The following is a 14,719-nucleotide window of genomic DNA, read 5'->3' as shown; positions in this document are numbered from 1 at the left end:
GCCCGGCGTTGTGCCGGTGGTGCGCGGAGGTGATGCGGGCGCGGTCCTTGGAGGGGAGGCGCCCCCAGACAGGGGGGCGTGTTGCCCCGGGTGAAGGTGCTCCCGGGGCAACATTGCTGACGCGCTACGTGGCGGTCGGTTCCGTCCCGGTGGCCACGAGGTGGAGCAAGTCCGCGTCCAGGATGGTGTATGCGCGATTGGCGCGCCCCTTGCCGGAGGACGCGAGTGCGCCGATCGTGCGCAGGTGGCTCATGCTCTTCTCGATCGAAGCCAGACTCACGCCCAGCGCGTCGGCGAGGTGCTTCTGCGTGGGGCCGTGCAACCGGCCCTCCGCGAAGGGCAGCAGCCGGGCCTCCTCCAGATCGGGAGCCTGATGGGCGAGGTAGTGGATGAGCTGCGCGAGGCGGGAAGCCGTCGGGCGCGCGTCCAGGCCGTACACCATGTCGTGGATGCGGAGTTGGTGGACCAGTGACTGGTTCAGCATCCGCTGGACGCTCAGGTCCCGCATGGCCCAACTGCGCAGCACGTCGCGGGGGATCCGGATCGTTCGCGTGGTGCACAGGAAGTCGACCCACAGGCGCACGACCGTCGAGAACTCGCGGAACAGGTCGATGTCGCCGAGCCAGCGTTCCGGCCCCCACAGGCGGCCGCCTTCGGACGCCACGCCGGACACGACGATCTCGATGGCATTGCGGTCGAGCGTCCCGCTCTGCCGGGCGTGCCGGTGGAGCCGACTGCTGCCGGCGAGGGCTGCTGCCGCTTCGACACCGACGCCCTTGGAATGGAAGTACCGGGTGAGGCGTACCTCGACGCCGGCGCGGCGCGGCCGGATTTCGGAGAAGGGGCGGTTGGGCGCCATGTCAGACTCCTCTTCCGGGCGACTGTCGGAAGCCGGGTACGGGGGGAGCCGGGGCCGCGAGGGGTGCCGGCTGCCGGGGTTCGGTGAGGAGACGGACGACTGGCGCCATCGCGGTGACCAGTGTGCCCATCGCGATGATGACGGCCGCGACGCGCACGGGCGTCACCTTGAGGTGGAACGCGGTGAAACAGACGGCCGCGAAGACGATGAGGAACAACACCGCGACGGTCACGAGTACGGGTAAGGACACGGGGACCCCTTGAAAGGGGCGGTCGACTGCTCGGCGGTCCGTCCCTGGCGAGGGGATGGACCGCCGAGCCCGGCGCGGGGCCGGAGACCGCCGGTGAACTCTTCGGACTGCCAGCACGCAGCGGCCGCACCCCTGTTGGGGGGAGGTCGCCCGCGACCGGTATCGAAAGACTGTACAGACCCCGGAGGGGCGGCTCTAACAACCCCTATGCGTAGGGGAATCGGGTCGTAATCGAGAGAAATGGATCATCGAACACCGCAGCCCTCACCCCCCGTCCCCGTGCTCCGGGGGAACACTTGTTTCCGGACCGTCTTTGCCCCAGAAGTACGGCTTCCGGGGTGGCACTGAGTGCAATCACCTCGGTTTACGGCATAACTCGCCGGTAGGCACGGTTACATAGTCGCGTTGGACATGGGCCTTGAACTCGCCCGGACTTCCAGCATCATCGGGCTCTCCGGGAGGGTGGCCCCCTCTCCGAGGCCCGATGGCATGCGTGACCGAGGGCCCCACCGACACCGGTGGGGCCCTCGGTTGTTCTCATGGGACGCTGCGGACGCCGGCGCTCTCCCGCTCGGGTCCGCACGGCTCACCCGTGACGGGAGCTGCCGAGCACCCTCAGCCCCTCGGCGGCCTCGGGGCGAGCAGCCGGGCGTCCATCTCGCCCTCCTCGAAGAGCCGGGACGCCGGGCCGACGACCAGCGGGTCCGGCGTGCCGACCACGGAGGCGTCCTTGCCCGGGTAGTCGAAGCGGTCCAGCACGTGCCGCATCGCCTCCAGCCGCGCCCGCTTCTTGTCGTTGCTCTTCACCACCGTCCAGGGCGCGTCGGCCGTGTCCGTGTGGAAGAGCATCAGCTCCTTGGCCTCGGTGTACGCGTCCCACTTGTCGAGCGACGCCAGGTCGACCGGGCTCAGCTTCCAGCGGCGCACCGGGTCGATCTGCCGGATCATGAACCGGTTGCGCTGCTCGTTGCGGGAGACCGAGAACCAGAACTTCACGATGTGGATGCCGTCGCGGACCAGCATCCGCTCGAACCCCGGGGCCTGGTGCATGAACTCCAGGTACTCGCGGGTGGTGCAGAACCCCATCACCCGTTCCACCCCGGCCCGGTTGTACCAGGACCGGTCGAAGAGGACGACCTCGCCCGCCGTCGGCAGATGGATGGCGTACCGCTGGAAGTACCACTGCGACCGCTCGCGTTCGGTCGGCTTCTCCAGGGCCACCACCCGGGCCCCGCGCGGGTTGAGGTGCTCGGTGAACCGCTTGATGGTGCCGCCCTTGCCGGCCGCGTCCCGCCCCTCGAAGAGGATCACCAGCCGCTCGTCGTGTTCCTTCACCCAGTGCTGGAGCTTGATCAGCTCGATCTGGAGGGCGCGCTTCTGCTTGTCGTACGCCTTGCGGCCGAGCTTCTGCGGATAGGGGTAGTCCTCCCGCCAGGCGTCCCGGGCGCGGCCCTCCGGGGTGACCAGCTCCGGGTCGTCGTCGCCCCGCTCGTGGAGCCCGAACCCCTCCAGGCGCGGTCCGCCGAACCGGGCGGCCCGAGCCGCCTCCGACTCCGGCGCGGAACCCTCCTGCGCGGCGCCCTCCGGCCGGGCCCCCTTCGACGGGGAGGCCCGCCGGGACGCCCGGCCGTGCTCGTCAGACCCGCCCGGTTTCCTGCTGCTCGACGCCATCGGGGGTTCCCTCCACCGGCTCGGCCACGACCTTCCGCGTCCGCCCAGTCTGCGGACGGGTCCGGGAGACCGCCACCCCTGCCAGGCAGAGCACCCCGCCGAGGACGGAGAGCGCGGCCGGCACCTCGTCGAGCACCAGCCACGACATCAGCACCACGAGGGCGGGCACCGCGTAGGTGGTGGAACCCATCCGCCCGGCCGTGGTGCGCTTCAGCGCGTACGCCCAGGTGGTGAAGGCCAGCGCGGTCGGGAACACGCCCAGGTAGATCATGTTGAGGGTGGCGGAGAGCGGGGCGTCGGCGGCCTCGTGGACCAGCACCCCGGTGAACGGAAGGCAGCCCGCCGCGCCGATCAGGCAGCCGAAGGCGGTGACCTGGAGAGGCGAACCGTGCCGCAGCGCGGGCTTCTGCGCGACCACGCCGGCCGCGTACGTGATGGCGGCGACGAGGCAGAGCAGCACCCCGAGCACCGAGGAACCGCCGTGGCCCGACATGGACAGCCCGACGACGACGGCGCCCGCGAAGGACACCCCCATGCCCCCGAGCAGCCGGCGCGGCAGCCCCTCGCCCAGCAGCCGGGCCCCGAGCAGCGCGATCAGGATCGGCCCGATGTTCACCACCATCGCGGCGGTCCCCGCGTCGACCTCCTGCTCGCCCCAGTTCAGCACCACCATGTACAGCCCGAACCAGAGGAGCCCGGAGACGACGATCCCGGGCCAGGCGCTGCGCGCCGGCAGCCCCTCGCGGCGCACGAGCAGCAGGGCGACGAGCACCACGGAGCCCGCCAGCAGCCGGCCGAGGGCGAGCGCGCCGGGGGAGTAGGCGTCGCCCGCGCTGCGGATGGAGACGAACGCGGTCGCCCACAGCACGACGGTGAAACAGACGGCGGCGACGGCCCGCCGGTCGGGGCCGGAGCGGGGCAGGGAGGCGGGGGCGGGCGGTGTGGTCATGGACAGGACCGTACGGGGCGCGGGGTCGGGCGCCCACCGAATTGCCGGGAAGCGTCAATCGTCCGCGCGGTGGTCCCGCTCCGGGCGGCCCTGGTGCGCCCCGGTCGGGCCGGAGCTTCCACGCGGGGATGAGCCTCCACACGTCCCGGAGCTTCCCCGCGGGCCCCGGGCGGAGGGACGGGCGGGGTCCAGTTGCGCGTACTGGAGCGCCAGCCCGTCGAGCAGTGCCCGCAGCCCCGTCTCGAAGGCCCCCTCGTCCACCTGCTGGCGCCGGTCGGCGAGCAGGTGGGCCTGGCCGAGGTGCGGGTAGTCGGCGGGGTCGTACGCCGTCTCGTCGTCCACGAAACCCCGCGCGAAGGATCCCAGCGCGGAGCCGGTGACGAAGTACCGCATCAGCGCCCCGATGTACGTGGCCTGGGCGCGCGGCCAGCCCGCGTCGACCATCGCGCCGAACACCGCGTCGGCCACCCGCAGCCCGGCGGGCCGCCGCCCGGGGCCCTGCGCCAGGACCGGCACGATGTGCGGGTGGGCGGAGAGCGCGGCGCGGTAGGAGACGGCCCAGTCGTGCAGGGAACGCCGCCAGTCGCGCGGATCGTCCGCGTCGAACATCGACAGGTCGACCTGGGCGGAGACCGCGTCGGCGACCGCGTCGAGGATGTCGTCCTTGTTCCGGAAGTGGTTGTACAGCGACGGCCCGCTGACCCCCAGCTCGGCGGCGAGCCGCCGGGTGGAGACCGCACCGAGGCCCTCCGCGTCCACCAGCGCGCCCGCCGCCTCGACGATCCGTTCTCTGCTCAGGAGGGGGGTACGAGGGCGGGCCATGCGGCACATAGTAGGGCCTGGCCGCCGGGTCCTCGCTGGTCACGTTCTCCGGCGCCGGACGACGGCGTCGCGGCAGGCCGCCGCTCAAGCGTGTTGCGAGAGTCCCGCCCGTCCTGCGGAACACGCTTCAGCCCGTCGTCGCCCAGCGGACGATCGCGCCCACCCCCATCAGCAGCGCCGGTGCCGCCCACCACAGCCCCATGGTCCTGCGAACCGGCGGGAGGAGCAGGAGCCCGGCCGTCGCCGCGCCCGCCATGAGGGTGAGGAGGCACGACAGGACGATGCCGGCGCGGGCGTCGTCGTCCCAGCTGCCGGAGGGGCGGATCGTCAGTGCCGTGTACAGGAAGAAGCCCGCGACCAGGTACAGGATCACCAACGGGACCATGAGGACCTGGCGCAGACAGCCTTGATCCCCGGACGCCTGCGGGGCGCCCGCGCGGTCGGTCATCGGTCCAGCGCTCCTCTCGCGTCGTCGAGGTCGTTGGTGAACCCGCGGCCGTACGCCTGCGCGTCGGCACCCTCCCAGTAGGGGCCACCGTTGTAGCGGGCCGCCAGCTCCTGGTACTGGGCGGGCGTCATCTCCGCCGCGGGCACGTCGGCGAACTCGCTCTCCGCCTTGAGCTGCGCCAGGTATCCGGAGGCGATGAAAATGTTCTGCCCCGGGTCCTGGAGGGACTCCTCCACGATGCTCCGCTGGTGCTCGGTGAGGCTGTCCGGATCGTAACCGAGCACTTCGGCGCCCCTGCGGAGCTGGATCGCAATGGGGCCGAAGGATGTCTCGTCGGGACTCCCGCCGAGCCGCCACGGCAGATTCTCCGGCGAGACCGGGCTGAGCCCCCAGGGGGCGTCCGCCTGTTCACGGATCGTGTCCGTGATGTCGTCCAGGTAGCCCGGCTGGCCACCGATCTCCTGCCAGGCGATACCGGCGACCATGTCCGCGGGCAGTCCCGAGTTCTCGGCGGCAGCCCGGATGATCTCCTTGTTCGCTGCGATCCAGGCCGCGCGGTCCTGGCCGGAGGACGGCGGGTTCCAGTAGCTGTCGGTCGCCCCCGGGAGTCCCGCGAGTCTCGTCCGGATGTCCTGCAAGGTGGGTGAGACGGGGCTGTCCCCGGTCGGCGGGGCGTACTTCTGTTTCGGTGCGCTGCCGGAGAGGCGAGTGAGGGGGTTGCCACTCGCCTCCCGGGCCTCGCTCCGCAGCGGTGCGACGGCTGAGGCGATGTCGACACGCTGGACGAACCCCAGGCGGAACTCGGGGAGCAGATCGTAGGCCTGCTTCAGCCCGTGCACGCAGATGTCCCGAGCCTCCTTCTCGGTCGAGCCCGCGCGTCGGAAATCTTCTCCGGCGGCGTCGTGCAGCCGGTTCGCCTCGTCTCTGATGTCGTCGACGTCCATGGTGAGTTCGGCGAAGAAGTCGAGGACGCCCGTGGTCGCCCGCATGTCCTCCCACTGGCGCATGGGCTCCGCGTCCTGCGCCTCCCTGGTGATCGCGACGCCCTTGGTGCCGATCAGCCGCGCCAGGGCCTGCTCGTTGGCCTTCCCGTTGGAGTAGTGGCTCTTGGCGGATTCGAGCGCCCATGCGTAGGCGCGCAGCGAGCCACTGGCCTTGGCGTATCCCTCCGCGATGTTCCGCATCAGCTTGCGTGCCTCGGAGAGGCGCGCTTCGTAGCGCAGGCTTCCCTCGCTGTGCCAGTGGGTGTGCCGTTCCGCCCTCTCGGCGGGTTCGTCGGTCTCCACCAGTACGTCGTGAATGCGCTGGAACTCGTCGGCGTTGCGCTCGACCAGAGCCGGATTGCACCCTTCCAGGAATTCGACGTCCTTGCGGTGGGTGAGCCCGCTCATTTCGCCTCCGGTGCCACGTACTGGCCGTAGCGCAGGACTTCGTCGAGGAAGCGTCCGGCCTGGGCGTCGTCCACGGTCACCAAATCCGATCCTGCTGCCCTGAGATGGGTGGAGAGTGCCGCGAACAACGCGACGGTGTCCTGGAATTGATCATCGGCGAATCGGCCGAAACGCTCCACCTGCGCGGCTACGTCGCCGTGCGTCCTCGGCTCCCGCGCCATGGTGCACAGGTCACCGTCCGGCCTGGCCTCGTACAGGAACCCCGCTATTTCGATCAACAGATTCGCATTCCCGTTGATGGAATCGGTGTTGTAGTCCAATGCTGGTCCGGCGGGTGATCCGCCCGCCTCCGCGGGTAGTTGATCTATCCGCATGGCGGCATCCGCTTTCAGCTGAGCCCATTCCTCCGCGAACGACACGCAACCCCCCGTGGTTTTCCGTTCTTCGCCGTATGAGCAGCCAGGGAATTTAGCAGGGGAAAGGAGAGGGGGCCATGCCCCGTCGCGTTCTCGGCCGAATCGTGTCGCCCATTGCCGGGGAGTGGTGGACGCACCCCGTCCGGCCGGGCGTCCGGGAGGGCTTGCGCCGCACGGCCCGGCGGCACATAGTGGGCTGCGACAGGAAACTAGCAGTGCTAATTAAAGTGCCGGCGAGGTCGGCGGCCCGCTGGGTGCGGTGCCCGACGCGGAGGGGTGGAGTCCGATGAACCTGGAGCTCAGCGAGGAGCAGGAAGCGGTCCGCCGGCTGGCCAGGGACTTCGTGGCCAAGGAGGTGACCCCGCACGTCGCCGCCTGGGATCGTGCCGAGAGTGTCGACAAGTCGATCGTGAAGAAGCTGGGTGCCCTGGGTTTCCTCGGTCTCACCGTGCCCGAGGAGTACGGCGGCTCGGGCGGTGACCACCTCGCGTACTGCCTGGTCACCGAGGAGCTGGGGCGCGGCGACTCCTCGGTGCGCGGCATCGTCTCGGTCTCCCTCGGGCTGGTCGCCAAGACCGTCGCCGCCTGGGGCGACGAGGAGCAGAAGCGCCGCTGGCTCCCCGGGCTCACCGCCGGGGACCTGATCGGCTGCTTCGGCCTCACCGAACCCGGCACCGGGTCGGACGCGGGAAACCTCACCACGAGGGCCGTACGCGACGGCGACGACTACGTCATCGACGGCACCAAGATGTTCATCACCAACGGCACCTGGGCCGACGTGGTGCTGCTCTTCGCCCGCACCAACGACACCCCCGGCCACAAGGGCGTCTCCGCCTTCCTGGTGCCCACCGACGCCCCGGGACTCACCCGCAACACCGTCCACGGGAAGCTCGGGCTGCGCGGCCAGGCCACCGCCGAACTGGTCCTGGAGGGCGTCCGGGTCCCCGCGTCCGCGCTGATGGGCCCGGAGGGCAAGGGGTTCTCGATCGCGATGTCCGCCCTGGCCAAGGGGCGCATGTCGGTGGCGGCCGGCTGCGTGGGGATCGCCCAGGCGGCCCTGGACGCGGCGGTCGGCTACGCGGGCGAGCGGCAGCAGTTCGGCAAGCCCATCGCGGGCTACCAGCTGGTGCAGGAACTCCTCAGCGACATCGCCGTGGACGTGGACGCCGCCCGCCTCCTCACCTGGCGGGTCGCCGACCTGATCGACCGGGGCGAGCCCTTCGCCACCGCGGCCTCCCAGGCCAAGCTCTTCGCCTCCGAAGCGGCGGTCCGCTCCGCCAACAACGCCCTCCAGGTGTTCGGCGGTTACGGCTACATCGACGAGTACCCGGTGGGCAAGCTGGTCCGCGACGCCCGCGTGATGACGCTCTACGAGGGCACCAGCCAGATCCAGAAGCTCATCATCGGCCGCGCGCTGACGGGGGTCTCGGCGTTCTGACCGGGTCTCCACCTTCTGACCGGAGTCCGCGCCTGACCGGGTCTCCACCTTCTGACCGGGGTCCGCGCCTGACCGGGTCTCCGCCTTCGGGTCGCCCGCACCGTGCCTGAGTACCGCCGTGAGTACGGGCGCGGATGCCATGTCCCGCCCGGCGGCGGAAGCTCGGGGCATGAGCGACACGACACCGGTCAAGCAGCAGAGCACCGCCGCCTTCTACGGCCAGGCCGTCGCCTCCTTCGGGGTGGCGATGAGCGCGGTGGCCCTCGGGATCTTCTTCCTCGACGCGGACGCGTGGGTGCGGGGCTTCCTCGCCATCGGCGTCCTCTACCTCGTCACCTCGTGCTTCACCCTCGCCAAGGTCATCCGCGACCGCCAGGAGGAGGGCCGGATCGTCAGCCGCGTCGACCAGGCGCGGCTGGAGAAGATCCTCGCCGAGCACGACCCCTTCCAGAAGCTCTGACGCTCCTGGGCGCGCGGGCGGACAGCCCGCGGGTCCTCCGCCCCGTACCGTGACCACGCGGTGCGGGGCGGAGTGGTTTTCGGTGAGGATCTTGACCCACCTCCCCCTTTCGCGCGGGCGGCGCTATCCTGCGGGCACGGTCCTAAGCGCTTGCTCAGGGTCGGGGTATGGTGTTCGTCCGGTGGACTGAGAGGGGCGCGTGACCATGGGTACGGCGGAGGAGACCGACGGCCAGGAGACGCCGTGGGGCGAAGTGACCCCCGAGGCCGCCCGGCGGCTCCTCGTGGCGGCGGTCGAGGCCTTCGCCGAGCGCGGCTACCACGCGACGACCACCCGTGACATCGCCGGCCGGGCCGGCATGAGCCCGGCGGCTCTCTACATCCACTACAAGACGAAGGAAGAGCTGCTCCACCGGATCAGCCGCATCGGCCACGACCGTGCGCTCTCCCTGCTGGAGGCAGCGGCGGACGGTGACGGCGCCGCCCCGGACCGGCTCGCCGTCGCCGTACGGGCCTTCGTCCACTGGCACGCGGAGCGCTTCGCGACGGCACGGGTGGTGCAGTACGAACTCGACGCGCTGAGCGACGAACACCGCGCCGAGATCATCGAACTGCGGCGGCGCACCGACGCGGCGATGCGGCGGATCATCAAGGACGGTGTGGACACCGGGGAGTTCGACGTCCCCGACGTGCCCGGCACCGCGCTCGCCGTCCTCTCCCTCTGCATCGACGTCTCGCGCTGGTTCAACGCGCAGGGCAGCCGTACGCCCGAGGAGGTCGGCGCGCTCTACGCGGACCTGGTCCTGCGCATGGTCGGCGCCCCGAAGTAGAACCCGGCGCCGGGCCGTGGGCCGGACACGGCGGCGGGCCGTGGGCCGGACACGGCGGCGGGCCCGCCGCACCCCGCGTCCTCGCGGTGCGGCGGGCCCGTTGCCGTACTGGCCGTACTGGCCGTACTGGCCGTACTGGCCGTACTGGCCGTACTGGCCGTACTGGCCGTACTGGCCGTACTGGCCGTACTGGCCGTACTGGCCGTACTGGCCGTACTGGCCGTACTGGCCGTACTGGCCGTACTGGAAGTCGGCCGTATCAGAAGTAGTAGCGCGAGACCGACTCCGCGACGCAGGCGGGCTTCTCGCCGCCCTCGCGCTCCACGGTGACGACCGCGGTGATCTGTACTCCGCCGCCCGCCTCCTCGACGCTCTTCAGTACGGCCGTGGCGCGCAGCCGCGAGCCGACCGGGACCGTGGAGGGGAAACGGACCTTGTTGGTGCCGTAGTTGATGCCCATCTTCGCGCCCTCGACCGCCATGACCTGCGGCACGAGCGTCGGCAGCAGGGAGAGCGTCAGATACCCGTGGGCGATCGTCGTGCCGAACGGGCCGGCCGCGGCGCGTTCCGGATCGACGTGGATCCACTGGTGGTCGCCGGTCGCCTCGGCGAACTGGTCGATCCGCTTCTGATCGATCTCCAGCCAGTCGCTGTGCCCCAGCTGCTCGCCCACACCGTCGCGCAGCTCCTGTGCGGAGGTGAAGATCTTCGGCTCTGCCATGGTCCTGGTCCTGCCTTCCGGCTCACTGCCTCGATGTCTAAGCGCTTGCTCAGCATGGAGTGGCCGCAGGCTCCTGTCAACGAGGTGGCGGCGTTCCTGCTCCCGTAGATTTCGGGGCGTGCCCCAGATTCCCCAGTCGCTCCACGAGCTCACCGTCGGCCAGCTCGCCGCGCGCAGCGGCGCGGCCGTCTCCGCCCTGCACTTCTACGAGGCCAAGGGGCTGATCGCCAGCCGCCGCACCAGCGGCAACCAGCGCCGCTACGGCAGGGACGCACTCCGGCGGGTCGCCTTCGTGCGTGCGGCCCAGCGGGTCGGCATCCCGCTGGCCACCATCCGTGAGGCGCTCGCCGAACTGCCGGAGGAGCGCACACCCACCCGGGAGGACTGGGCCCGGCTCTCCGGAGCGTGGCGCACCGAACTGGACGAACGCATCAAGCAGCTCAGCCGGTTGCGCGACCATCTGACGGACTGCATCGGCTGCGGCTGTCTCTCGCTGGAGAACTGTGTCCTCTCCAATCCGGACGACATCTCCGGCGAACGAATGGCCGGTTCCCGGCTGATGCCGGAGCGCCGGACCACGCCGGAGACGCACGACTGACAGCCCGGGGCCGGGGGCGGGCCGGCGGTTCCCGGCTCGTCCGCGCCCCTGCGCTCAGGCCGCCGAGGTCAGTTGCTGGTGCCCTGTCCGGTGGGCCCGCGCCAGGGTCCCCGGCGTCAGCGCCGACGGCGGTACGAGGATGCCGCAGCCCGTGCACACCGGCCCGGACCGGGGCTCGCGCCGCAGGTCCTGGCGCCAGACGATCCGGGTCTCCGCGCAGACCGGGCAGGCCGTGCCGGGCTCCGCGCCGAGCGCCGTGATCAGCCGGAGCAGCACCTCGGGGAGCGGGGCGTTCGGATGCGTACCGGGGTCGGCGCAGCGGGCCACGCCGTTGCCGCCCCAGATCCGCCGGTGCCAGGCGTCGAAGCCGCCGGGCCTGCGCAGCCCCTCGCGCTTCTCGCGCCGCCGCCGCTCGGCGAACCCCGACTCGTACGCCAGCCAGAGGGCCCGGGCCGCCTCCAGCTCGGCCAGCGCACCCGTCAGCCGCGCCGGATCGGGTGCCCGGTCCTCCGGGGCGAACCCGTGCCGGGCGCACAGATGGTCCCAGGTCGCGCGGTGCCCGTAGGGGGCGAAGCGCTCCAGGCACTTGCGCAGCGAATACCGCCGCAGGGCCAGATCGGCCCGGGGGTCTCGGACCTGTCTCGCGAGGCTCCGGAAACCGGCCATACCACCGCCACCTCCGTCGTTCGGTGTTCCTGTCGTGGAGTGGACGTACGCCTGCCCGTTCTGGTGCCGCCGAAAGGTGATTTCCAGCCACGGATCGGACGGGGCAGGCAGACGCGGATCGGCCCGGGGGCGCAGACACGGATCGGACGGGGCGTGCGGGGTGGTGCGCGGGGTGGTACGCGGCGGGGCGCGCAGGGCGGTGGTCCAGGGGGCACCTGACCGTCGGCCGGGCTCCGGCCGGGGCGTGTGACGATTCGGCAAAGGTGACTGATGCTCACCTTACGGACCCGACTTACCGTCGGTAATCTCCGGCGCATCGGCCTCCCTGAGGAGTACGCATGCCCCCACGTACACGTACCGGCAAGCTCGCCGCGACCTTCGCGGCCGTCCTCGCACTCGGAACCTCCCTGCTGGCGGGATCACTCCCGGCCGGTGCCGCCCCGACCGCGGTCACCGCGGTCACCGACCACTGCGCCGGGCAGTGCGCGGACATCCTGCCGCCCGGCGCGAACGGCAACGCCACCCTCGCCGACATCCTCGGCAACAAGCTCTTCGGCACCCACCCCGCCCACAGCGACGACCAGCTCGACCGCTACACCTCGCTGATCTCCGGCCAGAGCACCCTCACCGACGCCAAACTGACCGACTTCTTCAACGACGCGTCCTTCGGCGTCCCCTCCGGTCAGGTCGAGTCCGTCACCTCGCCCCGCGGCGACGTCACCATCACCCGGGACAAGAAGACCGGCGTCCCGCACATCGTCGGCACCACCCGCTACGGCACCGAGTTCGGCGCCGGGTACGCGGCGGGCCAGGACCGGCTCTGGCTGATGGACCTCTTCCGCCACATCGGGCGCGGCGAACTCACCTCCTTCGCCGGCGGGGCCCTCGCCAACCAGGGCCTGGAGCAGCAGTTCTGGCCGCAGGCCCCGTACACGGAGGCCGACCTCGAAGCACAGGTCCAGCGGATCAGGACCACCGAGGGCACCCGCGGCGAGCTGGCCATGTCGGACGCGCAGGCGTACATCGACGGCATCAACGCCTACAAGGACAAGGCGAAGTCGAGCCGCAACTTCCCCGGCGAGTACGTCCTCACCGGCAAGATCGACTCGATCACCAACGTCGGCGAGATCGTGCCCTTCAAGCTCACCGACCTGATCGCCATCGCCACCGTCGTCGGCGGCCAGTTCGGCGGGGGAGGCGGCGGCGAGGTGCAGGCCGCGCTCTCGCTGCTCGCCGCCCAGGAGAAGTACGGCGTCGCCGAGGGCACCCGGGTCTGGGAGTCGTTCCGGCAGCGGGAGGACCCGGAGGCCGTCCTCACCGTGCACGACGGCACCTCCTTCCCGTACGCCCAGAAGCCCGCCACCGCGCGCGGCACCGCCCTCCCCGACAAGGGCTCGGTCACCGCCGAACCCCTGATCTACGACCGCACCGGCTCGGCGGGCACCGACCTCAAGGCCCCGGTCGCCGCGCCCGCCGCGCTCAAGCCGCTCCAGGGCGTCTTCGACGACGGCGTCATCCCCGAGGGGACCCTGCCCGGCTCCGGCACCGACGCCCAGAAGCGCGGCATGTCCAACGCCCTGGTGGTCTCCGGCTCGCGCACCGCGAGCGGAAACCCGGTCGCCGTCTTCGGACCCCAGACCGGCTACTTCGCCCCGCAGCTGATGATGCTCCAGGAGATCCAGGGCCCCGGCATCAGCGCCCGGGGCGTCTCCTTCGCGGGCGTCGGCATGTACATCCAGATGGGACGCGGCGAGGACTACGCCTGGAGCGCCACCTCCGCCGCCCAGGACATCACCGACACCTACGCCGTCCCGCTCTGCGAGGCGAGCGGCGCCACCCCGACGAGGAACTCCACCTCCTACCTCTACCGGGGCACCTGCACGCCCATGGAGAAGATGGAGCGGACCAACTCCTGGAAGCCCACCGTCGCCGACTCCACCGCCGCCGGCTCCTACCGGATGCAGGTCTGGCGCACCGACTACGGCATCGTCACCCACCGCGCCACGGTGGGCGGCAAGCCCGTCGCGTACACCTCGCTGCGCACCACCTACCGCCACGAGGCCGACTCCATCATCGGCTTCCAGATGCTCAACGACCCGGCGTACGTGACCGACGCGGCCTCCTTCCAGCAGGCGGCGAGCAACATCGACTACGCCTTCAACTGGTTCTACGCGGACTCCCGCACCGCCGCGTACTACAACAGTGGCATGAACCCGGAGCGGGCCGCCGGCGTGGACCCGGCGCTGCCGATCGCGGCGGACCGGGCGTACGAGTGGCAGGGCTTCGACCCGGCTGCGAACACCGCCACCTACACGTCCTTCGCCGCGCACCCGCACTCCAGCGGCCAGGACTACTACATCTCCTGGAACAACCGGCAGGCCAAGGGGTACGCCTCCGCGGGCTTCGGGCTCGGCGCCGTGCACCGGGCCGACCTGCTGGACGACCGGGTCTCCGCGCTGGTCGCGCAGGGCGGCGTCACCCGCGCCTCCCTCACCAGGGCGATGGAGCAGGCAGCCGTCACCGACCTGCGGGGCGAGCAGCTGCTGCCCGAACTGCTGAAGATCATCCGCTCCCAGCCCGTCACCGACACCGCCCTCGACGCGGTCGTCAGGCAACTGGAGACCTGGCAGGCGGCCGGCGCGCAGCGCAAGGAGACGGCCGCGGGCTCGGGGACGTACGCCAACGCCGACGCCGTACGCGTCATGGACGCCTGGTGGCCCGCGCTGATGGACGCGGAGTTCCGGCCCGGCCTCGGCGACGCGCTCTACGACGCCCTGGCCGTGAACCTGGCGGTGGACGAGTCCCCCGCCGCCAGTCACGGACCCAGCGGCGCGCACAGCGGCTCCGCCTTCCAGTACGGCTGGTGGGCCTTCGCCGACAAGGACCTGCGCCAGGTCCTCGGCGAGAACGTCCAGGGGCCGCTGGCCCACACCTACTGCGGCAACGGTGTCCTCTCCACCTGCCGCGACGCCCTGCTCAGCACCCTGAAGCAGGCCGCCGCCAAGCCCGCCACCACGGTCTACCCGGGCGACGACAACTGCGCGGCGGGCAACCAGTGGTGCAGCGACGCGATCATCCACCGCGCGCTCGGCGGGATCACCCAGAAGTCGATCCCGTGGCAGAACCGGCCGACCTACCAGCAGGTCGTGGAGTTCCCCACACACCGGTGAAGGCTGTTCCGGTGCGGGGGGTGCGAACCTT

Annotated in this window: 15 protein-coding genes; 5 read left to right on the top strand and 10 right to left on the bottom strand. The window is 71.2% G+C overall.

The genetic code is table 11. The annotated features are described in order from the left end of the window. Positions 1-124 precede the first annotated feature (124 nt). From OG599_RS06130 to OG599_RS06095, 8 genes are all read right to left on the bottom strand, one after another. Positions 125-859 (bottom strand): Crp/Fnr family transcriptional regulator, encoded by a 735-nt coding sequence (locus OG599_RS06130; RefSeq protein ID WP_327174924.1) that lies wholly within the window; start codon positions 857-859, stop codon positions 125-127. A 1-nt stretch (position 860) separates the two neighbouring features. Then, a complete protein-coding gene (locus tag OG599_RS06125; RefSeq protein ID WP_327174923.1) occupies positions 861-1,109 on the bottom strand; it encodes a hypothetical protein in 249 nt (82 codons plus the stop codon). A gap of 615 nt (positions 1,110-1,724) precedes the next feature. Beyond that, on the bottom strand, positions 1,725-2,780 hold the full coding sequence (gene ppk2, locus OG599_RS06120) for a polyphosphate kinase 2 (protein WP_327174922.1): 1,056 nt from the start codon (positions 2,778-2,780) through the stop codon (positions 1,725-1,727). Continuing rightward, positions 2,746-3,729 carry a DMT family transporter gene (locus tag OG599_RS06115; RefSeq protein ID WP_327174921.1) on the bottom strand — a complete coding sequence of 328 codons (984 nt, stop codon included), beginning with the start codon at positions 3,727-3,729 and terminating at the stop codon, positions 2,746-2,748. Before OG599_RS06115 ends, ppk2 begins: the two co-directional genes overlap by 35 nt. Positions 3,730-3,783: 54 nt before the next feature. Then, entirely contained in the window at positions 3,784-4,551 is a 768-nt protein-coding gene (locus tag OG599_RS06110) for a TetR/AcrR family transcriptional regulator (protein WP_327174920.1), read from the bottom strand. A gap of 127 nt (positions 4,552-4,678) precedes the next feature. Continuing rightward, complete coding sequence (locus OG599_RS06105) at positions 4,679-4,999, bottom strand: hypothetical protein (RefSeq protein WP_327174919.1); 321 nt, start codon at positions 4,997-4,999, stop codon at positions 4,679-4,681. Continuing rightward, positions 4,996-6,390 carry a hypothetical protein gene (locus OG599_RS06100; RefSeq protein WP_327174918.1) on the bottom strand — a complete coding sequence of 465 codons (1,395 nt, stop codon included), beginning with the start codon at positions 6,388-6,390 and terminating at the stop codon, positions 4,996-4,998. Before OG599_RS06100 ends, OG599_RS06105 begins: the two co-directional genes overlap by 4 nt. Continuing rightward, complete coding sequence (locus tag OG599_RS06095; RefSeq protein ID WP_327174917.1) at positions 6,387-6,809, bottom strand: hypothetical protein; 423 nt, start codon at positions 6,807-6,809, stop codon at positions 6,387-6,389. The genes OG599_RS06100 and OG599_RS06095 overlap by 4 nt, the downstream gene beginning before the upstream one ends. A 283-nt stretch (positions 6,810-7,092) precedes the next feature. Here OG599_RS06095 and OG599_RS06090 point away from each other — a divergent pair, with 283 nt between their 5' ends. The 3 genes from OG599_RS06090 (at position 7,093) to OG599_RS06080 (ending at position 9,533) form a co-directional block, all read left to right on the top strand. Beyond that, positions 7,093-8,244 (top strand): acyl-CoA dehydrogenase family protein, encoded by a 1,152-nt coding sequence (locus tag OG599_RS06090; protein WP_327174916.1) that lies wholly within the window; start codon positions 7,093-7,095, stop codon positions 8,242-8,244. Between the two features lie 169 nt (positions 8,245-8,413). After that, the gene (locus OG599_RS06085) at positions 8,414-8,704 is read left to right on the top strand and encodes a YiaA/YiaB family inner membrane protein (protein ID WP_327174915.1); all 291 of its coding nucleotides are present in this window, start codon (positions 8,414-8,416) and stop codon (positions 8,702-8,704) included. A gap of 205 nt (positions 8,705-8,909) precedes the next feature. Then, complete coding sequence (locus OG599_RS06080; protein ID WP_327179933.1) at positions 8,910-9,533, top strand: TetR/AcrR family transcriptional regulator; 624 nt, start codon at positions 8,910-8,912, stop codon at positions 9,531-9,533. Positions 9,534-9,792: 259 nt separating this feature from the next. Here the strand turns inward: OG599_RS06080 and OG599_RS06075 are convergent, their stop codons facing one another. Beyond that, entirely contained in the window at positions 9,793-10,254 is a 462-nt protein-coding gene (locus OG599_RS06075; protein ID WP_327174914.1) for a MaoC family dehydratase, read from the bottom strand. Positions 10,255-10,372: 118 nt separating this feature from the next. On the opposite strand from OG599_RS06075, the gene soxR reads away from it, so the two are divergent. Continuing rightward, positions 10,373-10,852 (top strand): redox-sensitive transcriptional activator SoxR, encoded by a 480-nt coding sequence (gene soxR, locus OG599_RS06070; protein ID WP_327174913.1) that lies wholly within the window; start codon positions 10,373-10,375, stop codon positions 10,850-10,852. 54 nt (positions 10,853-10,906) lie between these two features. On the opposite strand, the gene OG599_RS06065 is transcribed toward soxR, so the two are convergent. Further along, positions 10,907-11,518, bottom strand: coding sequence for a hypothetical protein (locus OG599_RS06065; protein ID WP_327174912.1), 612 nt, complete (start codon positions 11,516-11,518; stop codon positions 10,907-10,909). Positions 11,519-11,856: 338 nt separating this feature from the next. Between OG599_RS06065 and OG599_RS06060 the strand changes: the two genes are divergently transcribed. Continuing rightward, positions 11,857-14,688: a penicillin acylase family protein gene (locus OG599_RS06060; protein ID WP_327174911.1), complete on the top strand. Its 2,832-nt coding sequence runs from the start codon at positions 11,857-11,859 to the stop codon at positions 14,686-14,688. Positions 14,689-14,719: the final 31 nt, after the last annotated feature.

The organism is Streptomyces sp. NBC_01335 (assembly GCF_035953295.1).
Lineage (GTDB): Bacteria > Actinomycetota > Actinomycetes > Streptomycetales > Streptomycetaceae > Streptomyces.
Note: the sequence above shows the minus strand (reverse complement) of the source record. Positions and strands in the feature narration are given on the sequence as shown.